Genomic DNA, 25,968 nt, shown 5'->3' on the forward strand with positions numbered 1-25,968 from the left:
CAATTAATCCGACTAATCGTACGCCCTTTATTTTACTTTGCGAGTAATAATCCACTGCTGGGCTATTGATAGTACGTTGTTCACTAACCAGTACACAACAAGCCCTGCGGGGAAGTTGAGGAACATAAAGGTGAACACCAGGGGCAAGAACATCATGATTTTCTGCTGAGTCGGATCACCTGCTGAAGGTGTCATTTTCTGCTGAAGGAACATGGTAGCACCCATCACGATCGGAGTGATGTAAAGCGGGTCTTTAGCCGAAAGGTCGGCAAGCCAAATGATATCAGTAAAAGGTAGATAAGTAATGAAATCGGCATGCCTAAGAGCAACCGTTCCCAACAGGGCCTTATACAGACCAAAGAAAACCGGAATTTGCAGCACCATGGGTAAACACCCACCAGCCGGATTAACATTATACGTCTTATAGAGCTGCATAGACTCTTTGTTGAGTCTTTCTTTGTCATCACCATATTTTTCGCGAAGCTTTGCAACCATAGGCTGTAAACGCTTCATCTGTTCCATGGATTTGTAACTTTTCTGAGACAGGGGCCAAAAAAGGATCTTAATGGCAATCGTCAACAGGATAATAGAAATACCATAGTTATGTACATACTGGTTAAACCATTCCAGAGCTATTGTCAGCGGTTTTGCAATAATATCAAACCAACCGAAATCAATTGCTGCAGAAAGGTCGCCCGGAACCTTGTTCATAACAGTCGGGTCCATAGGACCGAAGAAATAAGAACAGTTCAGTTTACGCTCAATCCCTTTATCAAAAGAAACTGTCTGTTCCGCTGCTATTCTGAAAATGTTGTCCTGAACTTTACCCTTGATGGTAACATCATTAGAATCAGGCAAAAGAGCCAGAATAAAGAAGTTAGAATCAATAGCTCCCCAGCTCATGTCTCCAGTAACTTCAACTCCGGTCTTTGCGAGGTCTTCGCGATCGTCTTCCTGATTTAACCCTTCAGGTCCGAACCATGAAATACGGGTAGGATTGTAACGGTCGTCCTCGGCACTGAGGCTTTTTGTCGCAGTGGTAAAAGCCAATCTGCCCTGACCGCTGGGATTCGAAACATTAAGAACACGAACATCTTCATCAATTAAATAGTTGTCTGCATGAAATGTGAGTCTGCGTTCAATTCTGAACCCTTCCACATCTCCGCGAAAAATAAGAGTTCCGATTTTATCTCCGTCAAGAGACAAATCATTTCCTTCGTATCCCCATACTCCACGGGTCCAAGTGGGTATTCCATTAAGAATAAGTCCCATAGGAGCTTTATTCAAAGCATCAGTTCCGACCATATCCACATCAGGAGAGTTCGGTTCTATTGTCTCTTGGTAAATTTTAAGCTTAAAATTCTCAAGCAGTCCGCCCTGTGAATTAATCACGGCAGAGTAAAGAGGTGTTTCCACTTTCAGTTTAGTTCCTTTAGCAGAAACTATTGAACTGGTGGTGATAGGATCAGGGAATTGATTAGAAACAGGGCCCTTAACGGCCTCATTCTGTTTAACAACTTGTTGTTGTTCGACAGGTGCAGGTTGTTGCGGCTGAGGAGGAAAAAGAAATTGCCAGCCGAGAAGTACGACAAAAGATAAGGCAACAGCCAAGATAACGCGTTTATTTTCCATTTTTTAATTTCTCACTCATTTGACCTTAAAATTCAGGCCGAGACTGCGCGGTGGTAGATTTTTTTGGGACGGGAACAGGATCATGTCCGCCCTTGCATAACGGATGACAACGCATCAGACGCCACAAAGCGTAAATCCCTCCTCTGATCACTCCATGAAGGGATATCGCCTCTATGGCATATTGCGAACAGGTAGGATGAAAGCGGCAACACCCCGGAAACAACGGGGAAATAAACTTCTGATAAAAGCGTATAGGATAAAGAAACAGAGTCCGCATTCCCTGATTTCTCATTCCTGATCCGGACTTACGACAAGCTTGTTAAGCCTACCTATTATCGGAATCAGTTCTTTTTCGACAAGACCAAGAGTGATCTTCTTGCCGTCCAGAGCTCGTTTGGGCACAAAAATTATGTCCGCGCGAAACTGGAATTGATTTTGATAGAGCCTGAAGAATTCCCGCATTACTCTTTTAATGCGATTCCTAACAACAGCAGGCCCCGCTTTTCTGCTCACGGTAAGGCCCAAACGAACCCCGCCGGGGCCGCTACCATGGCATAACACGAACAATATAAAACTCTTCGTGTAGTGTTTCTTTCCCTGCTCATAGCAGTGATCGAAATCAGGCTTCCTAAGGAGACGATGCTCCTTAGTCCAATTTAAACAGATAATCTTTTGCGTCCCTTAGCACGACGTCTTGCAATTATTGCACGACCATTTTTAGTGCGTGAACGAACGAGGAAACCATGGGTTCTTTTTCTTCTGATTTTACTAGGCTGATAAGTTCTTTTCATTGTTCTATTTCTCCAAAAATTATTTTCTTGATTAAGCCGGATTTTTTCCGGACACGAGGAACGGGAACATATATCCCCAACGGGGGACATCGTCAAGAAATGTTTTTAAAACCGGGCCGACGCTAATTCCTTTTAATCTCACTCCGAATAATATATATTCCTTTTAAGTGAAAACAAGACCGCATACCCTGATGTTCGCCCTTCTGTCAAAGTCTATTAGCACTTAGATACACCATGATTTTATTTTTATCAATTTTTTGAATAAAAATATATTGAGATGTATGGCAGAACACTTCATAATGTTTTTGAAAAAATTAATTAACATACAATCAACTGTTCAATCCATGAATATCTTATAATCAAAGGAGAAAATTAATGCACCCTATACAAAATTTCTGGAACATACGTCTTGGTGAGCTAAAAGAAGTTCTTGATGACAACGGCTTCACCACTCATATTGCTAATAATTCCAAAGCTGCAGCCATGCTTGTTCTCGAAAAAATTATTCCTCAACTGTCTCCGGCATCTATCAGCTTCGGCGGGTCCATGACTGTTGTCGACTCAGGTCTCTATGATCAGATCAAACAGCTCAAAAAGGTCAAAGTAATCGATACATACGACACTAAACCTTCCGCTGATGAAAAAATCGAGCGCCGCAGACAGTCTCTTTTAAGCGACCTGTTCATCACAAGCGCGAATGCTGTCACCAATGACGGAGAAATCGTAAACCTCGACGGAACAGGCAACAGAGTCGCAGCAATGGCTTTCGGACCGAAGAGTGTTGTCGTTCTCGTAGGCAGAAATAAAATTTGTGGAGATCTTGAAGCTGCAACACGCCGCATCAAAGAATACGTAGCTCCCGTGAATGCCATGCGACTTAAAAGAAAAACTCCCTGTGCAGTGACAGGCACATGTGCGGATTGCAGTTCTCCAGAACGAATCTGTTCAGTCTGGGGTATCACTGAAAAATCCTCCCCTAAAGGACGTATCCACATCATTCTAATCAATGAAGATCTTGGATTCTAACCAGCTCTAATCTAAAAAAATCAGGCTGAGTTGTCATTAATGCAACTCAGCCTGATTTTTTATTAACGTACGACAACCTGTTTTTGCCATGACCACAGGATTAATTTGACCAGAAAAAAGCACATCGGCCATGCTAGAGATTACAGAAAAAATGTAACTCCTTCTACTGAGGAAACATCGTTTCAAGTAGTAGTTGAACAGACAGACCTTTTTGTCATTGCTCAAAAAAATCTCAGTTCTGAAGTCGCTGCGATTATCCATGAAGTTCGTTCCGTGATTAAGGCTCACATCTTCCTGAATCCACAGTTCGGAACAAGCCTGACTCCTGTGGCTGTCCCGAAGGACGCGGACCCGATAATAACAGCCATGGCACATGCTACAGCTCTTTGCGGAGTCGGACCAATGGCAGCTGTTGCCGGGGCTGTTGCTCAGGAAGTAGCAACACGGCTGCAACCGATAAGTGAAAATATTATTGTAGAGAACGGAGGGGACATATTCATGAACTCAACAGTTCCCCGCAGAGTTGCTCTGCTTTCCGATCCTGAATCCGGTTCTAAAATAGGCTTAATTATCAAGTCAGATGAATTTCCAGTATCAATCTGCTCGTCGTCCGGAACAATAGGCCACTCTTTAAGCCTTGGCAGCGGTGATCTTGTCACAGTCCGATCTCAGGACGGCCGGTTTGCAGACGCAGCAGCCACAGCCCTTGCCAATCTACTCAAATCCCCTGCTGACGTTGCTCTCGTCATAGAAAAAGCCCGGACCTTGTCAGAAAGTTTGACAAAATCCGGGGCTGAGTTCGGTCTGGATGGAGTTTTCGTGCAATACGATTCTAAAATAGGAGCATGGGGGAATATAGAACTAATTGCCCTGTAAGGCTATATCATTAATGACTGACAGCCCGCTCTATCGCCATAAACGGAGGACTGGTCTCGTCCTGCTTCTCCTTGAGGAGCACAAGTCTGTAACCAAAGGAAATAAACAACTGACCTGAATCCAGTTGCTCCGGCTTCAGTTCAAAATCAAACGGCACGCCAAGCCCTTCTTCAAGCTTTTCAGGCGAAAAGACCTGAATTCCCTGTGCCAGAACAGTTCCGTCCTCATCACTTAAGTAGCCCTGAATCCAAAGCTCGCCAATCCACTGCGCCCATGAAGGAACATTTGCTTTTTTGATAAAGGCTGTACCACGCACTCCGAAACTGTCCTTGCGCGGAATTACCTGATAATCAAATTTCATAAACTCCATCGACACAGAACTTGGACTCTCAAGCTGCCACGCTTTTCTACTCAAATGAGAAACGTCAAGATGAGCGCAGCCTGCGGACATCAAGACAACCAAAGCCAGCAAAATTCCGCTTACTTTTTTCATATCTAAACGCATCCGTCTCTCCAATTCCCAAGGATTTATTTCAAACCTTTTAATATTCTAATTTGGAACAACGGCTACAACTTAGACTCGACAGATTCAACCTTGCCTTGCAATCTATTGACAGCCCCTCTGCGGCAATCAGCCGTCATAACTATATAGATGCGGTCACAATCTGTTGCCAGTTCGCGGTAACACTTTGTAATAGCGGCCATAATGTCATCCCACTCTCCTTCGATACTGGTCCCCATCGGACCAAGCTGGCAGGATAAACCGCTTGCACGAATAATTTCAACAACCCGCGCAACATAAGGGCTGACACTTACGCCCTTATCGGTTGGAAAGATTGTCAATTCTACTAAAACACTCATGTTATATTCTCCGGTTAGCATTGATAAATTAATACTACATGTACCGGACATGAGAAAGCAAGCATCATGAATATGTGATTACTCTAAATCCTTAAGAGCTTTAATATTCCAAATATCACGGGCATATTCTCTCATCGTTCTATCTGTTGAGAATTTTCCCATACGGGCGGTGTTCAGAATTGCCTTCTTATTCCAAAGAGCGGGGTCGGCATATTCACGATCCACAATTTTCTGAGTTTCAATGTACTCTACAAAATCAGCAAGGTGCAGATACTGCTCATTATCCATCAGCAATTTATCTACGATCCAACTGAACATTCCCGGATCTTTAGGAGAAAATCTATTTGACCGCAAAGCATCCAAAACCTGTCGTACTTCAGGAGATTTTTCGTAAATTCCGCGTGGATGATAAGAACCTGTCACCAAAAGATTTTCAACTTCCTCCTGCCTCAATCCAAAGAGGTAAAAATTCTCAGCCCCGACTTCCTCACGCATTTCAACATTGGCTCCGTCCAGAGTTCCAATAGTCAAAGCACCATTCATGGCAAACTTCATATTACCGGTTCCCGAAGCCTCGGTACCTGCGGTTGAAATCTGTTCACTGAGGTCACAGGCCGGAATAATCTTTTCCGCAAGCGAGACACGATAATCAGGAGTAAAAGCAACCTTGATCAACCCTTTAGTCCGCTTATCTTTGTTGATTACCTCTCCGACACTGTGGATAAGCTTAATTATCTGCTTGGCTTCCCAATATCCGGGAGCAGCCTTACCGGCAAAAATAAATGTTCTGGCACAAAAAGGCTCCCGGCCATGATCAATCATTTCCAGATACATATGAATAATATGCAGAACATTCAGTAACTGCCGCTTATATTCATGTATGCGCTTGGCGTGAATATCAAAAATAGAATCAGGCGAAACCTTAATATCCAAAGTACTTCTTATAAAGTCCGAGAGGACTATTTTATTTTTACGCTTGGCGGCAATAAATTTTTTCCGGAATTCTGTATCCGTAGCGTATTTTTCAATTTTCTTAAGTTCACTTAGATCAGTAATCCACTTTTTACCTACAGAATCAGTTAATAACTGAGCAAGGGGTGGATTGGATTTAAGCAGCCAGCGTCGAGGAGTTACCCCGTTTGTTTTATTATTGAATTTCTCAGGGTTCATTTCATAAAAATCAGGGAAAAGCCTGCGCTTTACTAAATCTGAATGTAGTTCAGAAACCCCGTTAACTGAATGCGAGCCGATAACAGCAAGATTGGCCATACGGACTTCTTTCTTACCGTCTTCTTCAAAGAGTGACATGCGCCTGATTTTCTCAACATCATCCGCATACTTCTTCTTAACACCGTCCAGAAAACGGCTGTTAATTTCATATATGAGCTGCAAATGACGCGGAAGAACCTTTTCAAGCAGATCAACCGACCAGCACTCAAGAGCTTCCGGCAATAAAGTATGATTCGTATACGCACAGGTCGCCTGTGTAATCTCCCAGGCTGTTCCCCATTTGATTCTTTTTTCATCCACAAGATACCGCATCAACTCGACAACGGTTAACGCCGGGTGAGTATCGTTAAGCTGGATGACTACGTAGTCAGCAAATTCTTCAAAATTTTTGTTTTGAGCTGAGAACCTGCGTGTGATGTCCCTCAAACCGCAAGCCACTAGAAAATATTCCTGAACAAGGCGCAATTCTTTACCGAAAGAGACTGATTCGCTGGGATACAAAACTTTCGTAACCATCTCAGATTCAATTTTTCGCTGAACAGCCCGGATGTAATCCCCGTGATTAAAAATTTCCATATCAAAGCTTTGAGAAGCTCGTGCGGCGAACAGTCTGAGATAATTTACTGTTTTTCCGCCATAACCTACGATTGGAATATCATATGGGACACCTATAATATCTTCCCAGTCCATCCACATGGGCAGATACTCACCATTAGGCAAAATACTGTTTTCAACCCTACCGTATAAAGGAATCATCACAGCCTGATCAGGGCGGGCTATCTCCATCGGCATACCGTCTGCCATCCAGTAGTCAGCCAATTCTTTCTGGCAACCGTCCTGAATGGACTGCCTGAAAAGACCATACTCATAATGAATACCGTAACCGCATCCGGGCATATCAAGAGTTGCCAATGAATCTAAAAAACAGGCTGCTAATCTTCCCAGACCACCGTTTCCAAGCGCCGGATCGCGCTCGCTCTCGCGGACTTCGTCAAGATCATACCCGATATCCTTAAACATCTCCTCACACTCTGAAAGAAGCTCCATGTTGCACAAGGTGTTACCAAGGCAACGACCAAGCAGATATTCTATAGAAAAATAGTACATACGCTTGGCTTTAGCCTCGCGGAACCTGTCACGAGTCATCATCATTCTTTCAACAAGACGATCCCGCATTGATAATGCCAAAGCCTTACCGATATCATGCTCTGTGGCATTATCCACTTCCTTGCTGAGCGAAAAAACAACGTGGTCACAGATATCAGCGGCAAGACTTTTGCGATCATTTTTCTTTTTCAAAGTAAATCTGCGTTTTGTCATAAGTACTCCTACTTATTCATGAGGGATAATATAACCACATTAACAGTTTCAATATTCTAAATCCACTTGAAATAACATTTCATAAAAAAGCTTAATTTGCAGAGATCTAAATACAAAAAGCAGCAAAATAATGGAATATTCTTTCCATTATTTTGCTGCTTAAGTATTAGCACTTGCTTAATTATATTTTGTAAAATTTAGAAAATTTAAGTCTATAAAATACGAAGAGATTAATAAGCAAAAAGATCAAGATTGCGCTAATTTTTAATTTTACCCTGAGAGAAAGTAATAATTTTATCGGCGACATCTTCAAGCCAAAGATAATCATGACTGACAATAACAAGCGTTGTTCCGTATTTTTCGCGAACCTTCACAGCGGCTTCGTGTATCAAAAGCGTGCTTTCTCTATCTAGACTGGCTGTGGGTTCATCAAGAAGCAGAACCATAGGATTGATTGCAAGCCTCGCTGCCAAGGCAACTCTTTGCGCTTCACCGCCCGAAAGTTCATACCATTGACGAGACATAAAAATATCCGGCTCAAGTCCCACAAGGCTTAAAGATTCACGGACCTTACTTTCAATATGGGTTGCGCCTCTAAGTTCAAGCCCATAAGCAACATTTCCGGCAACAGTTCTTTTTAACAGATAAGGTTCCTGAGTCAGCAAAGTTACTTTCCGGCGAAGCTGAATGTCCGCAGTTTCAATCTTTTTGCCGTCAAATATAATTTCACCCGAGACTGGGCTCTCAAGAAAAGCTAAAATACGCATAAGGGTACTTTTGCCGCTGCCGTTATGCCCGGCAAGACCAATGATTGCCCCTTTCGAAACAGTAAAGTCATCAAGATTAAGGACGGTCTTATCACTATAACACTGAGTTACACCGGAGAGTTTGTACAGAATATTACTCATTTCCCCGCCCTCTTTTTAATACCGGACATGGAAAAATTCACGGCAAAGGCAACAATCATCAAAACAATACCTAGAGCAATCCCCATCGCAAACTCACCCTTACCTGTTTCCAGAGCAATTGCAGTGGTTATGGTTCTTGTGTGCCATTTTATATTTCCACCAACCATCATGGAAATACCTATCTCAGATACGATTCGGCCATATGCCGCCGCTGCCGCAAGTACAAGGCTGTAGCGAGCTTCCCAGAGAGTTGTGCGCAATATATGACTGCGCCCGGCTCCAAGAGTCAGCAATGTGTTTTTTAATCGCTGATCAAGATTCTCAACGGCTGTAGCCATCATTGCAATCACAATAGGGAGCCCTAATAACGCCTGACCAAAGGCAATACCGGGAATAGTGAAAAGAAGTTCCATATCTCCCAGCGGCCCTCTGTGAGAAAGAAGCGCATAAACCAGAAGTCCAATAACAACGGTTGGGAAAGAAAGCAGAGAATCCACCACAGTTCGCAAGAATTTCTTTCCGTAAAAATCATGATAACCAAGCATGAACCCCAGCGGGGCGCCGATTATCAGACTTGCGGAAATCGAAATAGTCGAAACCGAAAGGGTAGTGAATATGGCAGAATAAGTTTCAGGATCTCCGCCGAAAAGCAATAAAAATGCCTGAAAAAAACCATTTACAATAAAATCCATATAGTGCCCTTATATAAAAAAAGGGGACGCAAATGCATCCCCTTTTTTTCAACATTATAGTGACGACTTAAAACTATTTTGCGTTAGGAATGAACAGTTTTTTACCGAGAAGTTTGAAATCGGCAATATCCTTCTGAGCTTTAGAAGAAGTAAGCCAGTTGGAGAATTTAGTTGCGAGTGCATACTTAGCATTTTTGCACTTTTCAGGATTTACAGCAAGAACGCTGTACTGGTTAAACAGAGTCTTATCACCTTCAACCAGGACTTTAAGCTCAGGATTACCGTTCTTGTTGGCTTCATATTTAATATAGGTTCCACGGTCAGTCATAATATATCCATCGCGTTCTTCGGCAATGTTGATACTTTTGATCATGCCCTGTCCGGTCTGAACATACCATGCGTCTTTATCAGGAACAGCCATTCCAGCTGTTTTCCAAAGAGAGATTTCTTTTTTGTTGGTTCCGGAGTTGTCACCGCGGCTTACGAATGCAGCTTTCTTGGAAGCAATTGTCTTCATAGCATCGACAACTGAAAGACCTTTAACTCCTGCAGGATCGGAAGCCGGCCCGATGATAACAAAGTCATTATACATAACTTCTTTACGATCTTTGAGTGCGCCGGAATCAACATACTTTTGTTCCGCAGCAGGAGCGTGAACCAAAAGAACGTCAACATCACAATTTTCGCCCATTTTGAGAGCCTTGCCTGTACCGACAGCGGTCCAGCGTAATTCAATTCCGGTGTCTTTCTGAAATTTAGGAGCAAGCTCATCAAGCAAACCTGTATTATCAGTACTGGTAGTTGTAGCCATCATTAAAACTTCTTCTGCTTTAACCAGTCCAGGTGAAACAAGCAGTGCAACAAGCGCAAACGTTAACAGCATCACATTAATTTTTTTCATCTTCCCTCCGAATTGAAAAAATTGGATCGTTGTATACAATTAAAAATAAATCCGCCACAGCTAGTGCCGTTCAGATCAACCCAGCACTATCAGTACGTGCTAAAACAAAATCCAGACAATATGTCAACTCAAGCATAATTATACTACTAGTTTGACCCCAAATATTCGAAATTTAACATTATACGATTCCTTAAATTCAATTTCTGTGCTGAACTTGAAGGAGAAAAGATAAACTTGCCCACCACACAAGTTTTTACTTATCCTATTCGAAACAAACGCAGGTGAAAACATGGTCAAAGACAGTCATAATTTTACGGTTAAAGAATATTCCAATAACTCTTTTCGAGATAAAGAAATTAAAAGTATTCTTGAAATTCCGTTAACCATTAATCTTAATGGTCGAGAAGTAGTTACGCTGCTCACCACGGCTAAGTACCCAAAATACCTAGCAATAGGATTCTTGAAGTCCGACGCATACATTTCCACGCGGGATCAAGTTACAGACATTAAAATTACAGAACGCAATGACAGAATAATTGCGGACGTAACAACAAATAATGATCCATGGGAAGGGCGCGTTCTCGAATATTCAATAACTTCCGGCTGCGGAAAAGGGACAAACTTCGGACGAAACGTTTCCACCATTTCTAAAAAGACTATACATTCCGACCTGAAGGTTACACCTGAGCAAATCCTGCATCATGCCCGCACACTGCATGAAAGATCTACACTCTACGGAAAGACCCGAGGATGCCATAACTCCTCCCTTTGTACGCCGACTGATATGCTTTATTTCAGAGAAGATATCGGCAGACACAATGCAATTGATATGATTGTCGGTCAGTGTTTTTTTGAAGAAGTTCCTACCAACGGTAAAATCATTGTTTCTACAGGAAGAGTTGCTTCTGAGATCCTGCTTAAGGCTGTCCGCATCGGTGTTCCAATTTTGGCTTCTACAGCAGTCGCCACAAGTTTTTCCGTTGAACTGGCAAGAAAAATCGGCATCACTTTAATAGGAAACATCAGTGATACCGGATTCTGGGTTTACAATGATCAAGGCAGAATTGAAGGGCTTTGAAAACCACATAGAACAACTTAACCCTGCTTTTTCCATTATGCCCAATTTGGCATAATAAATTTTCTATATAGAACTTACAAAATCAAAAAAATAAAGCCCTAACCTCTTTCAGAACAAACTAAAGAGGCAAGGGCTTCGTTATGAGTGTCATTGCTCATTTTATTTTTAAAATAGATGTTGACGACATAGCCAAAAGGGTTAATTTTTAGTGCTAAAACGAAAGCAATTAACATTAGCATGCAGCTTTCTTAAAGAAGGCTTATTCCCTCTTTAGTGCAAAATCGGAATCAATACTTAAAAAGATGCTCCACGTTAAGTAATTAGTATTTAAGCAATATAAATTCAGAATGTTATGTCCCCAAAGATGGTAACGACCAGGAGAATATTATGACTTTTGATTACAGCAAGGCACAACATCAGTTAGATAAAAAAATTAAAAACCTGAATAAAAAAGATTTTCTTCCAGACGAACTTGTTGATCTTATATCAAATGTAGCAAAAATTCAGCTTGAAGCAGAACAACAAGCCGCACCAGTTATGCCAGACCCCGCGTCCTTTGCTCCTGCCGCCGAAAACATTCAAGGACGTCCTCTACTCGCCCGGGCAGATTTCCCGTATGATCACGATCAGGCAGTTCAGCTATTCACAAAATTTTCTGATATACTTTTAAATTTATCAGGTCCCATTGCTGATGCGACAAAGTTTATTTCTGATAAAATTGAAAACAAAGAACTTGATCTTGAAAAAGTTTTTTCCGCATATATTAAAGGAGATGACAGCTTCTTTGCAAAATGGGGAGAAGATACACCTGAAGCACCGCGTACTTTAAATTTTCTTATCCAGTCGTCAGTTACTCCCTCAATCAAAGTTGTTGCTAGAAATATTGCCGAACATCTGCCTGAAATTGAAAAAGCAGAAGAAGAAACACCAACCAGTGTTGATCTGGAAATTGAAGTCAGCCCTCCGCCAGCCCGTAATCATGGACATTGCCCCGTGTGCGGCAGCATTCCTTTCATTCATGTACTGCGTCACAAGCAGGGATTCCGTTACGCAGACTGTTCCTTCTGTCACACCGAATATCGCGTGCGCAGACTGGCGTGTGCTTACTGTGATGAAAGCGACTCTAAAAAAATTAAATTTTTCACAGCGGAAGGAGAACCCGGTTACCGTGTTGAGGTTTGCGACAGTTGCAATAATTACATCAAAACTATTGATTTCAGAGAACTGGATAAAGTTTCCATCCCGACACTTGATGACTTGGAATCTTTACCGCTTGATTTTTTAGCAGTCGAAGAGGGTTACAAACGCGGAACATTATCAGCATGGGGGTTCTAAAATGACATTAATTGACAAGCTCGGAAGGACTGTCAGCTATCTCAGACTTAGCGTGACTGACCGATGCAATCTAAGATGTAAATATTGCGTCACCAAAGACTTCACTTTCACACCGCATCCCAACATCTTGCGATATGAAGAAATGCTCAGACTGATTGATCTGGCAGCCTCTCTAAACATTTCAAAACTCCGGTTGACCGGTGGAGAACCATTCGTTCGCCGCGGTTTCATGGATTTTATTTCATCTATTCAAAACAATCATTCAGAGATGGATCTACGGATTACGACCAACGGCACACTAGTCGAACAACATGTAAAGGATCTCAAAAAGATCGGCATCAAAAGACTGAACATTTCATTGGACACTCTGAACCGCCAGACATTTCAAGACATCACAGGATCTGACTACCTAAACGAAGTTCTGAATTCTATTTCCGCATGCCTTTCAGCCGGAATACGCGTTAAAATAAATGCAGTAGCCATGAAAGGTATTAATGATCATGAACTGAAATCATTCATAGAATTCACGAAAGAAAATCCCGTTGATTTCCGGTTTATAGAATTTATGCCCATGGGCGAAGATACAAGATGGTCGAATGAAAGATTTTGGGGAGCTGATGAAATTCTCACGCAGGCACAACAATTTGCCGAATTGAACCTGATTAAAAGAACCGCTGATAACCGGGGACCAGCTCAAATGTATTCCATTAAAGGCGGTAAAGGACGATTGGGATTAATTTCTCCCGTCAGTTCCCATTTTTGCGGAACATGCAATAGACTTCGCATTACCTCCGACGGATATCTCAGAACCTGTCTATTTTCCGACAAAACCTACCGACTCCGTGAAATCATGAGAAATCCAAAATTGAATGATGAGTCTCTAAAACGAGTACTTGTAGCAGCTACACGAGATAAACCTCTCGGGTATGATCTTCTACAAGCCAGAAGAGGAAGTGAAGGCGTATGCGGCACACAAATGTCAGCCATCGGCGGTTAGATGATCGTGCAGCAAAGCTTAAAAGGCTGGTTTCTTCCGAGGAAGAAGCCAAAAAGTTTCTCATTGCAAACTGTTTCGGAGAAAGGAAACCCTTCTGCCCACGATGCAGAGAAAACAAATTATATATTCTAAACGGCAGCCGTTACCGCTGTTCTTCCTGCAAATATACATTTCAGGATTTCAGCGGCAGATGGATCAACAATGGAGGTTTATCCTGCACTGAATGGATACGCCTTATTCAACTTTTTGCTGAAGACAATACAGCTCATGCCATTTCGCTGGATTTAGGTATTTCTTACAATGCCGCTTACAAGGCTGTATCATCTCTGAGATTTGCAATTCTCGCGCAGGCAATTGATGCGGTTCAGCTCCTCGGACCTGAAACAGGATTGCATAAGCATTTGAATAATAAAAAACTTACCGGAATACCTGCTAAAACGGGATCCGAAGTAATTCCTGTATTCGGTGTGCTTGAGAAAAATGGATGGGTGTTTATTGACCTTATGCAAAATATCAACGCCGAATCTGTTTTTCACTTCAACCACAACTTTCATCTTAAACTGGTAAGACACGGAAGCATTATTCACACTGATCGCTATCAGAAATACAATGCGCTTATACTCTGCGGAGACGATTCACTCCCCCTTGACTATATCCGTAAATATCCGGGGGTAACCCCTGAAATTGAAAAGTCCGGCGGAGAATTTTGGACATTCGCCAGAGACAGATTCAAACGATACAAAGGAATCTCTCCTCACAGATTTCCGCTATATCTTAAGGAACTGGAATTCAGATTTAACAACCGTGATAAAAATATTTTCGATATTCTGGTCAACTATGTCTGTAAAATAGTCCCTGATGTAGATTAAATATTATTACCTGCTGACTGAGAAATCATAAACAAAGTCCAAGCTCTGCAAACAGACGCTTGGACTTTTAATTATGTAAAAACAAACACATTTTATAAAAACCATTATTATATCAGACAATTAAGAAGTTTAGTGCTCTAATAATTTTATTAATCTTACAGAGCATTAAAACTAAAATTTTAAAGACATTAAAAAACATCATCAATACAGACTGTTACAACAAACAAAATTCTCATTCATTTTCCTACCCCAAAAATTAGTGCAGAACCCGCCGCAAGCGCTTACTTATAGCAATTTCTACAATGTACCTATAGATGTTTTCGTACAAACTCAAAAAACATTTTCTACCCTACCTCCTTTATCATAGGGTAAAGAACGAAGGCCGCCGGATCTCTGTCCCGACGGCCTTCATTTTTTCAATGCTATTTATCTAGAAAATTAAAAACTACTATCAACCCACAACAACTTTATTTTTACCAAGTTCCTTTGATTCATACATAGCTTTGTCAGCTCGCAAGGTAAGGGAATCAAGCGTATCTCCGGAGAGATACTGCGCAACTCCACAACTGACCGTAACATTCATTACGGCAGATTCGATGGAAATAATATCTTTGCAAACACTTGCCTGCTCAACAGAACTACGAATTCGTTCAGCTATAAACACAGCCTGCGAACTATCTCCGCTCACCAGAACAATAAATTCATCGCCACCCCATCGGGCGCACAAATCACTTTCACGAATAGAAGAATTAATGACCCCGGAGATCTCTTTTAACAATCGGTCACCTTCGTTATGACCGCAAGTATCGTTAACCTCTTTGAACCTGTCTAAATCCAACAGAACAACCGAAAACGGACTCCCTGTTTTAAGATATAAACTCATAGCCCCATCGAATCTTTTTTCAAAAGATCTGCGGTTAGCCACTCCAGTAAGTTCATCAGTATTAGCCTGATTTTCAAGCCTTCCCTGAAAATGGTTAATTGTAAGTATCGAAATAATTATTATCAGTAATGTTGCGAGCGCTCCAATACCTAAAGTCCTGATAAAGTTATCACGTGCCGCTCTCATTGCCGCACTTTCTTTTTGCTCAACAATTAAAAACCAGTCAAATTCGGGAATGAAACGTGCGGTAAGATGAACAGGTTCATCATCCTGTATATATTTAAACATGGCAGAGCTGTTCCGATTCATATTAAGAACTTCGTCAGCAATATTTTTAAGCCCCTGAATATCTTTAATATTCAGACTTTCAACCAGTTGCTTATCAGCATGAACCTGCACAACTCCCTGCGGATCCACCAAAAAAATATTCTTTGAATACTTTTGGGTGAATGTTTTCAGCAAACAGGCGACTTGATCCATCTTAAGACCTACACCTGCAACACCAAGAAGATTACCTTCTCTATCTTCCACTCTATGATTAATAAAAACAGTAAGGATGTCATCAACGGCCTGATTTGTATCAACATCAAATTCATACTCCAACCCGGACTTAACAAAATCATAATACCACACGTCGTGACGGTCTTTCGGAGATATTGTTTTTAAAACTCCGTCATAGTAAAAATAATCACCAGTCTTGGCAGATACAAAAAAAGAGGTGAAAAAACCATATTTAGTCCTGATTTCATCAAGATATCTCATTATCTTAACAACATCCGTCTCGCCGTCTCTTACCCAGTCTTTTAAAAAGATATCATTGGCCATAAGAGAAGAAACAAAAAGAGGACGCATGAGACCGGACTGCATTTCCGAATAAATATTATCACGGGTTAACGGCAGAGCTGAATTCAATATTTCATCCCGGGCTGAATTCCGGGAAACATTGTAATTGAAAAAAGACACGGAAATGAAAGCTACGACCAGAATTGTCGTTAGAGCGATTATCAATTTTAGTCTGACAGACACATTCATCCTCCTATACTCCACACTTTACCCCGACCAAAGAGTTATGCGCAATACAAATTAATAATCCTCTACGAATACAAAAGTATGAGATTTACAGAATGAAAACATTTAAAAAAATATCTTTAAAATAATCTCTTAGATCCAGAGTGAGCTTGCAGGTGCTGATAAGCTTTAGCTGTTGCTACGCGACCCCGTGAGGTCCGTTTTAAAAAGCCGCATTGTATCAGGTAAGGTTCATAAATTTCTTCGATAGTTCTGACTTCTTCGGAGCAGGCAACTGCAATGGTTTTAACACCGACAGGTCCGCCGCCGAACTGATCAATTAATACAGAAAGGATCTTACGATCCATCTGATCAAGACCAAGCGGGTCGACTTCCAGTCGATCAAGGGCCATGTCCGCAATTTTGGCATTCACAACACCATCGCCATGCACGGTTGCGTAATCCCGCACCCGGCGCAAAAGACGGTTTGCAATACGCGGAGTCCCTCTTGCTCTTCTACCTATCATCAAAGCGCCCTCATCCGTGACTTCAAGATCAAAGATACGGGCTGCGCGAGTCACAATATGAGCCAGTTCTTCGGGGGAATAAAATTCCAACCTGAAAATACAACCGAATCTGTCGCGCAATGGAGAGGTAAGAAGCCCCAGACGGGTCGTAGCTCCAACCAGAGTGAAAGGTTCAAGATCAATCTTCACTGTACGGGCGGCAGGCCCCTGTCCGATAATCAGGTCAAGATTAAAATCTTCCATAGCTGGATAAAGAACCTCTTCAACAGAAGAAGGAACACGATGGATTTCATCAATAAAAAGGATGTCGTTTCGTGAGAGATTGGTAAGAATAGCGGCTAAATCTCCGCTTCTTTCAATTACGGGACCGGAGGTAGAAACGAGATTCACCCCAAGTTCTGATGAAATAATACGAGCCAGCGTTGTTTTACCGAGACCCGGATTTCCATAAAAAAGGGCATGATCCATTGCTGTGCCGCGACCACGGGCAGCCTGAATAAAAACATCAAGGTTATGACGCAGATCATCCTGCCCGATAAAATCGGAGAGCCGTTGCGGTCTTATATGATCATCGGGAAGATTACTTTCGTTCATACGCCTAAACTATTTGTTTCTTTGTGAAATTTTCTTTAACGCCACACGGATAGCCCCTGCTGCGTCAAGATCGGGTTCTTCATCGAAAATATCTTTAAGGAAAGTTCTGACTTCATCATCCGCGTAACCAAGGTTGCGAAGACCGGAAAGAGCATCAAGAAATTCGCTTCTATCGCCTTCAGCAGGACAGGCACCGGAACGAATAGTAGCCGAACTGAGTTTATCCATTTTGTCTTTCAGACTCCACAAAATCTGACGAGCTGACTTCGGACCGATACCGGGAACAATGGAAAGAGTTTTAACGTCTTCACGAAAAACAATATCCTGTAATTCTTTAGGACTGAACTGCGAAAGAATAGCCAATGCTTTCTTAGGCCCGAGACGATCTATCGAAATTAATGTCTGAAAAACTTCACGGTCATCAAAACAAGGGAAGCCATAAAGATCGAGAGCATCTTCCCTTACCACCGTGAACACGTAGAACGTAACATCAGAACCGGATGCAGGAAGAGTTGAAAGAGCAGTTATGGTAAGGAACAGTTCGTAACCCACTCCGCCGGGAGTGAGGACAATGCACGATCTATCCGTGGCTTCAAGCAATTTTCCGTGAATGTAGGCAATCATTTACCAGCCATCCTTGCAAACCTGCGTTCATTTAAATGACAAATTGCAATAGCCAGCGCATCAGTGGTATCGTTGACCCACTTGGTGTCTTTAACTCCGAGAATACGCTCCACCATAAAAGCGACCTGACTTTTATCAGCCCGCCCAGCTCCAACCAGATTCCGTTTGACCTTGGTAGGTTCATAGCCGGAAACAACCAGACCGGCGACAGAACAGGCTGCCATAGCCACGCCGCGAGCCTGACCAAGTTTTATTGCAGAAGACGGATTTGAAGCGACGAAGACATTTTCTATCGCCGCTTCATCCGGTTTATGACTTGCTATAAGCTCGGCTAACCGGACATAAATCTGTCCGAGACGAGCACACATAGGCTTTTTAGTATCTGTCCGGATTGTGCCGGCTTCAACCAGAGAGACCTGTCCGGAAACTTCTCTGACTATCCCAAACCCAGTAACACGGGTACCGGGATCAATACCGATTATCACAATGCCGGAATTTCCCATCTAACCTTCCATCTCAGCCATTAATTCATCAGGGAAATCAGCGTTGACATAGACATCAGTGACATCTTCATTGTCTTCGAGTTTTTCCATCAGATTCATAAGCTTTTTGGCGCTTGGAACATCTACTTCCAAGAGATTTTTAGGGATAAAAGAAAGTTCAGCGCTCTGGCTTACGCATTCTGCGTCTTCAAACGCTTTCTGAACTAAGGAGAAATCTTCAGGAGCACAATGAACGGCAAAAGAATCACCTTCATCGATTACATCTTCAGCTCCGCCGTCAAGGCCGATTTCCAAAAGCTGATCTTCTGTGTAAGCTTCCTTGTCGAAAACCATTACGCCTTTCTTATCAAACATCCAGGCAACGCTTCCGGCTTCGCCCATAGTCCCGCCAGCTTTACTGAGAGCATAGCGTACTTCAGCAACCGTACGGTTTTTGTTGTCAGTAGAGGCTTCAATAAGCAAAGCAACTCCGCCGGGGCCATAACCTTCGTACATCATCTCATTGATGTCACCACCGGCCAATTCTCCGGTACCTTTTTTAACGGCAGTATCAATTCTATCATTGGGCATATTAACAGCTTTTGCTTTAGCAACAGCGAGACGCAGGGAAGCGTTCATATTAACATCACCACCGCCGGCTTTAGCCGCGATAATTATGTCTTTAGCCATCTTTGTAAAAATTTTACCGCGCTTAGCGTCCTGTCTGCCTTTACGATGCTGAATATTCGCCCATTTACTATGTCCAGCCATTATTCCTCCTGATAGAATCTGCCTCCGTCCGAAATACGGAACGGATAATTTATGATTTTGTTTATGCGGAACTTCATTCACGCACAAAAGGTTCCTATACTATATAATATGATACAGATGCAGTGAGACTTTTACCCTTCAATGCCACGAAAGCCAAGCGCTACAATAAAAAGCTCCATACTTTCCTCTCTGGAACTTTTCGGCTTGAAATTTTTCACCTTTCCAAACATCTTGCGCAACGAATCCGTATAAGCTCTTACATCTGCACTATCAAAAATTTTTACGACGAAATGACCGCCCTTCTTGAGTCTTCTCGGGATTAAATCTCGAGCTCTTTCACACAACTCTAGAGAATTAACCTGATCAGCAAATCTAACTCCGATTGTTTTAGGAGCCATATCGCTGATAATCAAATCATAGGGCAGGTGTTTCTCCATTGCGTCCATGAGTTCCGTAGAATCTTCAAACACGTCAGCCTGTAAATAAGTTACATTTTCGGGGAATACAGTTTCGGTGGTCTGGATATCTACACCAAGCACATACCCCTTAGGGCCGACTTTTTTTGCTGAGAACAGAGTCCACGATCCCGGCGCGGCTCCAAGGTCCAAAACCTTTTGACCTGCTTCAAAAATATGAAACCGCTTGTCGATTTCCATAAGCTTATATACTGAACGGGCAGGATAATTTTCCTTTTTCGCCTTTTTGAAGTAATGATCTTGATATTCTTTCATCTTCTCTTTTTTTGTTTAGCTGTCCGGAAAAAAGACTTTTTTCCGAGACTGCGGTATAAGGTGACAGGAAATTAACTTAATACGGCCCGCAAGCCAAGTCTAACACTATGCAACGTCCCCAAAGAATCCGCATTAAAAACGAATCCGGCAAATTACAATCATTGCCCGACGGGAAGGAATATTTTCAAGACCTCGGCGGAAATGGAGATATACTATTTCTGGGAGTCGGCCCGAACCCGGACCTGTTGCCCAAATTCTTTCCCGAAGAATCCTGCTATTACTATATTGAATGTCCGGACTATGAGAAACAGACCCCGACTTTACACAACATCCCTGCAAAATTTATAAAAATCCAGCCGGACAACTCCGACCTTCTACATAAGAAAAATTTTCGCCTGATATTATACAAACCTAACAAAAGACTTTTCCCTTCATTCTGGGAACCGATAATATCAAAGCTCACACTGAATAAAACCGGAATTCATTCAAATGTACAAAATAAATCCGTCTGGATTCCGGGAGATGACAAATCTCTGCTTGTACCCGAAATGTCCCGAGCCTTTGCCCGTGCCGACTTCACATACAGGGTTATCGCACCGGATGCAATGCGCCGGGATCTACTATCCCTTTTGGAACAGGAACGCCCCGAAATTGTTTTCAGTATCAACTTTAACGGGCTTGATAATTCAGGAGAAACCTTCTTTCTGCTCCGCGAAGCAGGGGTTAAGGTTGTCGTCTGGATGGTAGATAACCCTTTCCACATAATCTCAGGCATTAAATCTGCTTATTGGAAAGAAGTCCCCATGCTGATTACAGATGACTGGTTCATTAAGCCGCTCCAGAATCTCGGCGCAACTAAAATTGAACACCTTCCGCTTGCAACCGACCCTGATATTTTCAACCCGGATGTTCGTTCATATCCCGGTCTGGATGAGCGCATTGTTTTTGCGGGTAGATCAAGCTTCCCTAAGAAGGTTAACTTTTTTGCAGGATGTGACTTTTCTCAGGAAGATGAACGCGATGCAATCTCCGCCATTAATCAAGGCGTTAAGCCTGATTTTGAATGGTGGACAAAAAGAGATAAGCTTGCATCATTCTGGCCGGAAAAAGACGTCCGTGCCACAGGATTCAAAGCGGAACAGGCAGGCAAAATCTGGCGCACCGAAGCGCTTAAAAGTGCGGGAAGCAAACTGACGGTATTCGGAGACGAAGGATGGCGAGAATTGCTTCCTGAAATTGATCTGCGCAAACCGATAGACTATTATACAATTCTGCCGACAATTTACTCAAGTTCTGCCATCGCCTTAAATATGACCAGCCCTCTGCTGCCGAATGGATTAACTCAACGCAATTTCGACGTATGGGCATCAGGTGGTTTTCTACTCACCGACCAAACTCCCGGACTTTCGATCTTCCCCGAAGAGTTAGTAAGCGAATGCTCATTTTCCATCCCGGCAGAATTACCTGAACTTTGTGATAAATTTCTAACCAATCCTCGGCAAAGAATTGCGCTTTCAAAAAAATGGCGTGAAGCTATTCTTAAAGACCATACCTACCAAAACCGCATTTTTAATATCCTGAATTTTCTGAACTAAAGCATCAAACATAACTTTAGGCATAAGTATTGCTGTATATTCCCAAACACTCTTATCAAGGAAGATATGGGAATGCAGAAAATCAAATTACTATGTTTAATGATTCTCTCAATTGCCTGCATAAACGGTTGTGCAGCTTCTATTTTCATTCCGCCACTACCCGGCCCCACAATGATTCCTTCTGCTTTAGGCTCTATCTATACAGCCTATGCCATCGGGGCAGATGAACGCGGATTCCAGACAATTATAGAAGATGAACTGCTTGAAGCAAATATCCAATCTCAAATTCTTCATCAAAAAGATCTCGAAGTTCTTGGTATCAGCACATATTCCTACAACGGTCATGTTTATGTAGTAGGCAAATATGATGAAAAAGAAGATTTCAACCATATTCGCAAAATAGTTAAAAAATCAGGAAAGGTGAATTCACTTACAACCTTTCTGTTTGCAGAAAAAGAGGATGCTGCCTGTAATGCGGCAGACGACTATATGCTGCAAATGCAGGTTAAAGGGGCTTTGCTGAATGATGAGTCTGTGTGGGGAACAAATATCGCAGTTAAATCAGTGCAATGTAACATCATTCTTTTAGGCAGAGTGGGAAATATTAATGAGGTAGCTCGCGCCAGGCAGACAGCGTCACAAATAGCAGGTGTTGTCTCGATTAAATCTTTTATCAAGTCCAGTAAGCACAATAGATACAACATACACACCAAGCGCGAAGTGGCTCTTAATAAATAATCAACAACTTTCGAGAGACTCGTCCAAGTCATTATTTTCAATCGAATGATTACTTTTTAAATCTAAAAAATGACTTTCCAAACGATTTTTCATTAACTCCAAATCGCCCTCAGCAATAGCATCTACAACTAGCTGGTGCTTCTCAGCCTGCTCAATTAACGCGGGGAATTTCTTTATCTCAGCATCAACACCCATATATATCCAATAGTCATTTGCGAGTGAATTCCAAGCCCGATGCAAATATTCATTCTCTGCGAAATCAATTATTCTTTTATGAAACTTGACATCATTTTTTAGGATCATGAGTTGATCACCGAATCTTGCACCTTTATACATACCATCAACAATGGAACGCAACTCATCGATTTTAAGAGAATCTTTTTCGATAGCCCATTTTACAGCAAGCGGCTCCAGTTCAAGTCTTACCTTATAATAATCTCGAAGATCAGCAATAGACATCACTTTAACCCTTGAACCTTTATAGGGTTCTGACTCAACAAAGCCGCGGGCCTTTAAATCTCTAAGAGCTTCACGCACAGCCCCCTGACTGACTTGTAAATCTCGGGAGATCTTTGTCTCAACGACCCTTTCACCGGGCTTAAGCTCACCGCTGAGAATTGCTTCTATTACAAACTCAACAACATCATCACGCAAAACCCGCCGTTTAAACCTGTCCTCGCTATTCATATCGTCACCCCCCATAATACAATGAGACCAAATTACAAATACACCACGTAAGGTGGTGCAAATATTAATTTACCTGCACGAACATAGCTTTTTTTATGCAAAATGCAAGACCAAAGCGTAATAAGTAATAATATATTATATAACTTTCAGCCTTACATTCTAGAAAGGCAATATTTTAAAGTATGAATGAATACAATTTCAAATTAAAATGACTATTAATAAAAAATAAACAAAAAATTTAACGAGTAACAAACGAGTACAATAGACTTTCAACATAAAATTTTAAAAGACTCATCCGTTCAAAACGTACTTTACCCCATAAATACCCACAATTTTAATTTTGACGGCTTACAATAAAATTGTAATTCATAACAGTACTAGATACTTCAATTTTCCCCATCACCATTGACCATTCTGAACAAAGAGCATCAAATTATTTCTTAAAGCCCTTCTTGATTTTTCAGGACATGAGCACTAGGGCAACATCTTGGCAAGATGTCTAAAAGCGTATTCAATTAAATTACTTTCAAAATATTATATTGCTGAAGAAGTTGGACTTAGAGGGGCTATTATGAACGAGGATATTAGACAAAGTGATTTTAAAACAGAATTGATTAAGTGTATGCATGAAAAAAAACATGTTTTACTTCTTTATGATGAACTAAAATACTACAGAAACGCTGCAATAGAATTTATAGTAGATGGACTGAATTCTGGAGATCAATGCCTACTCGCTTTTGATAAATACAAACCTGGAATGGTAGCTAAAGATCTATCTGGCTATGGAATTGATTACGGTAAAGTAGTTAAATCCGGTCAATTAATTCTTGTTGATGCGAATACCTACTATTTAACCGATAAGGTTTTTTATCCAGAAAAGATTCTTAAATCATGGCAAGAGTTGACTTTGAAAACGGTACAAGCTGGCCGAACATGTTTAAGGACTGTTGGAGAAATAAATTTTGATCTTGATGACAATTTAAAAATTGATAATCTTATCTATTATAAATATTTAGTAAATAAAAACATTTTCTCTGAATATCCATTTCTGTCTCTATGCGTATACAATAAGAATAGATACTCAAGTGAAATTGTTAAAAGGGTTGTACAAGCTCATCCTATGCTTATCTACAACTCTAATATATACAAAAACAATATTCATTATATACCTCCTAATATATATTTAAATGACGACTATGATAAAAATGGAATAGATTTATGGCTTGAAAATGTTAAGTCAGGCAATTCAATATTCAAAAGAATGAATGAAAGTGAAAAAAAATTTAGATTACTATATGAATACGCTCCAATTCCATATCTATCACTTGATGAGAGTGGATTTTTTGTAGGAGTTAATAAATCGCTTTGCTGTACGCTGGGTTACGACAAAGAAGAACTTATAGGTAAAAAAATTAGAAATTTGTTACATCCTGATTGGCAAATTAAATTTGAAAATGAATTCAAAAAACTTAAGAATTCCGGGGAAGAACATAACGTAGAATTTTGCCTGATGAAAAAAGATGGGAGCTATATCTTTGGCGAATTCAGTGGAGTGAGTGGATATTATGAAGACAACTCGTTTTGTCAGACTCATTGCGTCTTTCGTGATATTACAAAAGAAAAACAAGCAAATGAAAAGTTAATTGAAGCAAAAGAAGCTGCTGAAGAAGCAAGCAGAACAAAGACAATGTTTCTAGCTAATATGAGTCATGAAATCAGGACTCCGCTAAACGGAATTATGGGGATGCTGCAACTCCTCCACGATACCTCGCTAACTGAAGAACAATGTGATTTTTTAGACACCAGTATGGAGTCATGCAATAGACTCGCACACTTACTCGGCGATATATTGGATATTTCCCGCATAGAAGCATGTAAACTAAAAATATATAGCGAAGACTTTGAATTGAGAGAAATATTTTCTTCTCTTCAGCAACTCTTTGCATTCTCAGCGGCACAAAAAAAACTATCACTTAAGTTATATATTTGTCCTTCAGTGCCTAAAATCCTTATAGGGGACAAAGCTAGAGTCCATCAAATACTAAACAATTTGGTAGGTAATGCTCTCAAGTTTTCTAATAAGGGAAAAATTGAAGTCACAGCTTTCCCTCTTCCCCACCATAAAAAAAACGAATACCGGGTTTTATTCTCCGTTTCTGATTCAGGGATTGGTATTCCTGAAGAAAAGCTTGATGTAATATTTGACGAATTTACACAAGTTGATGGAAGTATGGTTAGAAATTTTGAAGGAGCGGGCTTAGGTCTTTCAATTGTTAAAAACCTTGTGTCTCTGATGGGTGGAGGATCATCTATTGAAAGTGAAGTAGGTATCGGAACAACCGTTTATTTCTGTTTAACTTTTGGCACAACAGATAGACAGCATGAACAATTGAAAACAATAAACAAGCCAAAGAATTGCAGTTATAAATCTCGAGATATTCTTGTCGTAGAGGATGAAAGAATAAATCAGTTATACCTCGTAAAAATTTTACAACGTAATGGCTTTTCAGTAAAAACAGCTGATAATGGGAAGCAGGCTTTGGACTTATTGAAAAATATTCACTTTGACTTAATTCTCATGGATATTCAGATGCCTGAGATGGATGGAGTGGAGACAACATTAGCTATTAGAAGTGGAAAAGTTAGCGAAACAAGTAGTGATATCCCAATTATAGCCTTAACAGCACACACTCTTGCAGGTGATGAACAGTCGTTTTTAAAAGCCGGAATGAATGCGTATATATCAAAGCCACTCGATATTAATGATCTTTTGAACAAAATTGATTCTTTTTTAATTAATATTAATTAGTTG

The 25,968-nt window shown here is 41.2% G+C and carries 26 protein-coding genes; 9 read left to right on the top strand and 17 right to left on the bottom strand.

Features of this window, described 5'->3' with window-relative positions; all coding sequences use genetic code 11:
- Positions 1-27 precede the first annotated feature (27 nt).
- Genes yidC through rpmH form a run of 4 tightly spaced genes read right to left on the bottom strand, consistent with a single transcriptional unit; the run spans position 28 to position 2,423 of the window.
- Positions 28-1,632 carry a membrane protein insertase YidC gene (gene yidC / locus BLT41_RS07560; protein WP_092159816.1) on the bottom strand — a complete coding sequence of 535 codons (1,605 nt, stop codon included), beginning with the start codon at positions 1,630-1,632 and terminating at the stop codon, positions 28-30.
- Positions 1,633-1,657: 25 nt separating this feature from the next.
- The gene (yidD, locus tag BLT41_RS07565) at positions 1,658-1,924 is read right to left on the bottom strand and encodes a membrane protein insertion efficiency factor YidD (protein WP_092159818.1); all 267 of its coding nucleotides are present in this window, start codon (positions 1,922-1,924) and stop codon (positions 1,658-1,660) included.
- A complete protein-coding gene (rnpA, locus tag BLT41_RS07570) occupies positions 1,921-2,301 on the bottom strand; it encodes a ribonuclease P protein component (RefSeq protein WP_092159820.1) in 381 nt (126 codons plus the stop codon). Before rnpA ends, yidD begins: the two co-directional genes overlap by 4 nt.
- Positions 2,289-2,423, bottom strand: a complete 135-nt coding sequence (gene rpmH, locus BLT41_RS07575; protein ID WP_092159822.1) for a 50S ribosomal protein L34 — start codon at positions 2,421-2,423, stop codon at positions 2,289-2,291. The genes rnpA and rpmH overlap by 13 nt, the downstream gene beginning before the upstream one ends.
- 375 nt (positions 2,424-2,798) lie before the next feature.
- Between rpmH and BLT41_RS07580 the strand changes: the two genes are divergently transcribed.
- Together BLT41_RS07580 and BLT41_RS07585 are read left to right on the top strand one after the other, a co-directional pair.
- Positions 2,799-3,449, top strand: coding sequence for a lactate utilization protein (locus tag BLT41_RS07580; RefSeq protein WP_170830333.1), 651 nt, complete (start codon positions 2,799-2,801; stop codon positions 3,447-3,449).
- A 105-nt stretch (positions 3,450-3,554) separates the two neighbouring features.
- Positions 3,555-4,325: a UPF0280 family protein gene (locus BLT41_RS07585; RefSeq protein WP_092159824.1), complete on the top strand. Its 771-nt coding sequence runs from the start codon at positions 3,555-3,557 to the stop codon at positions 4,323-4,325.
- A gap of 10 nt (positions 4,326-4,335) precedes the next feature.
- Here the strand turns inward: BLT41_RS07585 and BLT41_RS07590 are convergent, their stop codons facing one another.
- From BLT41_RS07590 to BLT41_RS07615, 6 genes are all read right to left on the bottom strand, one after another.
- Entirely contained in the window at positions 4,336-4,830 is a 495-nt protein-coding gene (locus BLT41_RS07590; protein WP_092159826.1) for a hypothetical protein, read from the bottom strand.
- 62 nt (positions 4,831-4,892) lie between these two features.
- Entirely contained in the window at positions 4,893-5,186 is a 294-nt protein-coding gene (locus BLT41_RS07595) for an MTH1187 family thiamine-binding protein (RefSeq protein WP_092159828.1), read from the bottom strand.
- A 78-nt stretch (positions 5,187-5,264) separates the two neighbouring features.
- On the bottom strand, positions 5,265-7,736 hold the full coding sequence (locus BLT41_RS07600; protein ID WP_092159830.1) for a glycogen/starch/alpha-glucan phosphorylase: 2,472 nt from the start codon (positions 7,734-7,736) through the stop codon (positions 5,265-5,267).
- Positions 7,737-7,993: 257 nt separating this feature from the next.
- Positions 7,994-8,644, bottom strand: a complete 651-nt coding sequence (locus BLT41_RS07605) for an ABC transporter ATP-binding protein (protein WP_092159832.1) — start codon at positions 8,642-8,644, stop codon at positions 7,994-7,996.
- Positions 8,641-9,336: an ABC transporter permease gene (locus BLT41_RS07610; protein WP_092159834.1), complete on the bottom strand. Its 696-nt coding sequence runs from the start codon at positions 9,334-9,336 to the stop codon at positions 8,641-8,643. Before BLT41_RS07610 ends, BLT41_RS07605 begins: the two co-directional genes overlap by 4 nt.
- A 73-nt stretch (positions 9,337-9,409) precedes the next feature.
- On the bottom strand, positions 9,410-10,237 hold the full coding sequence (locus tag BLT41_RS07615) for an ABC transporter substrate-binding protein (RefSeq protein ID WP_092159836.1): 828 nt from the start codon (positions 10,235-10,237) through the stop codon (positions 9,410-9,412).
- Between the two features lie 289 nt (positions 10,238-10,526).
- Here BLT41_RS07615 and fdhD point away from each other — a divergent pair, with 289 nt between their 5' ends.
- From fdhD to BLT41_RS07635, 4 genes are all read left to right on the top strand, one after another.
- Positions 10,527-11,315, top strand: coding sequence for a formate dehydrogenase accessory sulfurtransferase FdhD (gene fdhD, locus BLT41_RS07620; protein WP_092159838.1), 789 nt, complete (start codon positions 10,527-10,529; stop codon positions 11,313-11,315).
- A 387-nt stretch (positions 11,316-11,702) separates the two neighbouring features.
- Positions 11,703-12,650: a formate dehydrogenase accessory protein FdhE gene (locus BLT41_RS07625; RefSeq protein ID WP_092159840.1), complete on the top strand. Its 948-nt coding sequence runs from the start codon at positions 11,703-11,705 to the stop codon at positions 12,648-12,650.
- A gap of 1 nt (position 12,651) precedes the next feature.
- Positions 12,652-13,647 carry a GTP 3',8-cyclase MoaA gene (moaA, locus tag BLT41_RS07630; protein ID WP_092159842.1) on the top strand — a complete coding sequence of 332 codons (996 nt, stop codon included), beginning with the start codon at positions 12,652-12,654 and terminating at the stop codon, positions 13,645-13,647.
- The gene (locus tag BLT41_RS07635) at positions 13,614-14,516 is read left to right on the top strand and encodes a transposase (RefSeq protein ID WP_092159844.1); all 903 of its coding nucleotides are present in this window, start codon (positions 13,614-13,616) and stop codon (positions 14,514-14,516) included. Before moaA ends, BLT41_RS07635 begins: the two co-directional genes overlap by 34 nt.
- Before the next feature lie 451 nt (positions 14,517-14,967).
- On the opposite strand, the gene BLT41_RS07640 is transcribed toward BLT41_RS07635, so the two are convergent.
- The 6 genes from BLT41_RS07640 to BLT41_RS07665 all read right to left on the bottom strand — a co-directional run bounded on the left by BLT41_RS07640 (position 14,968) and on the right by BLT41_RS07665 (position 20,136).
- Positions 14,968-16,425 carry a sensor domain-containing diguanylate cyclase gene (locus tag BLT41_RS07640; RefSeq protein ID WP_092159846.1) on the bottom strand — a complete coding sequence of 486 codons (1,458 nt, stop codon included), beginning with the start codon at positions 16,423-16,425 and terminating at the stop codon, positions 14,968-14,970.
- Between the two features lie 122 nt (positions 16,426-16,547).
- Positions 16,548-17,528, bottom strand: a complete 981-nt coding sequence (ruvB, locus tag BLT41_RS07645; RefSeq protein WP_092159848.1) for a Holliday junction branch migration DNA helicase RuvB — start codon at positions 17,526-17,528, stop codon at positions 16,548-16,550.
- Positions 17,529-17,537: 9 nt separating this feature from the next.
- A complete protein-coding gene (gene ruvA / locus BLT41_RS07650; RefSeq protein WP_092159850.1) occupies positions 17,538-18,152 on the bottom strand; it encodes a Holliday junction branch migration protein RuvA in 615 nt (204 codons plus the stop codon).
- Positions 18,149-18,655, bottom strand: coding sequence for a crossover junction endodeoxyribonuclease RuvC (ruvC, locus tag BLT41_RS07655; RefSeq protein WP_092159852.1), 507 nt, complete (start codon positions 18,653-18,655; stop codon positions 18,149-18,151). The genes ruvA and ruvC overlap by 4 nt, the downstream gene beginning before the upstream one ends.
- Positions 18,656-19,405 carry a YebC/PmpR family DNA-binding transcriptional regulator gene (locus BLT41_RS07660; protein WP_092159854.1) on the bottom strand — a complete coding sequence of 250 codons (750 nt, stop codon included), beginning with the start codon at positions 19,403-19,405 and terminating at the stop codon, positions 18,656-18,658. It abuts the gene before it with no gap.
- 131 nt (positions 19,406-19,536) lie between these two features.
- A complete protein-coding gene (locus tag BLT41_RS07665; protein ID WP_092159856.1) occupies positions 19,537-20,136 on the bottom strand; it encodes an RlmE family RNA methyltransferase in 600 nt (199 codons plus the stop codon).
- A gap of 107 nt (positions 20,137-20,243) precedes the next feature.
- Here BLT41_RS07665 and BLT41_RS07670 point away from each other — a divergent pair, with 107 nt between their 5' ends.
- Together BLT41_RS07670 and BLT41_RS07675 are read left to right on the top strand one after the other, a co-directional pair.
- On the top strand, positions 20,244-21,731 hold the full coding sequence (locus tag BLT41_RS07670) for a glycosyltransferase family protein (protein ID WP_092159857.1): 1,488 nt from the start codon (positions 20,244-20,246) through the stop codon (positions 21,729-21,731).
- 72 nt (positions 21,732-21,803) lie between these two features.
- A complete protein-coding gene (locus BLT41_RS07675; protein WP_092160375.1) occupies positions 21,804-22,469 on the top strand; it encodes a BON domain-containing protein in 666 nt (221 codons plus the stop codon).
- Here BLT41_RS07675 and BLT41_RS07680 read toward each other — a convergent pair whose 3' ends face one another.
- Entirely contained in the window at positions 22,470-23,156 is a 687-nt protein-coding gene (locus tag BLT41_RS07680) for a GntR family transcriptional regulator (RefSeq protein ID WP_092159858.1), read from the bottom strand. It lies immediately after the preceding gene.
- Positions 23,157-23,643: 487 nt separating this feature from the next.
- Between BLT41_RS07680 and BLT41_RS07685 the strand changes: the two genes are divergently transcribed.
- Positions 23,644-25,965 carry an MEDS domain-containing protein gene (locus BLT41_RS07685; protein ID WP_092159859.1) on the top strand — a complete coding sequence of 774 codons (2,322 nt, stop codon included), beginning with the start codon at positions 23,644-23,646 and terminating at the stop codon, positions 25,963-25,965.
- The last annotated feature ends 3 nt before the right edge of the window (positions 25,966-25,968 follow it).

The organism is Maridesulfovibrio ferrireducens, assembly GCF_900101105.1.
In the GTDB taxonomy this organism is placed as follows: domain Bacteria; phylum Desulfobacterota; class Desulfovibrionia; order Desulfovibrionales; family Desulfovibrionaceae; genus Maridesulfovibrio; species Maridesulfovibrio ferrireducens.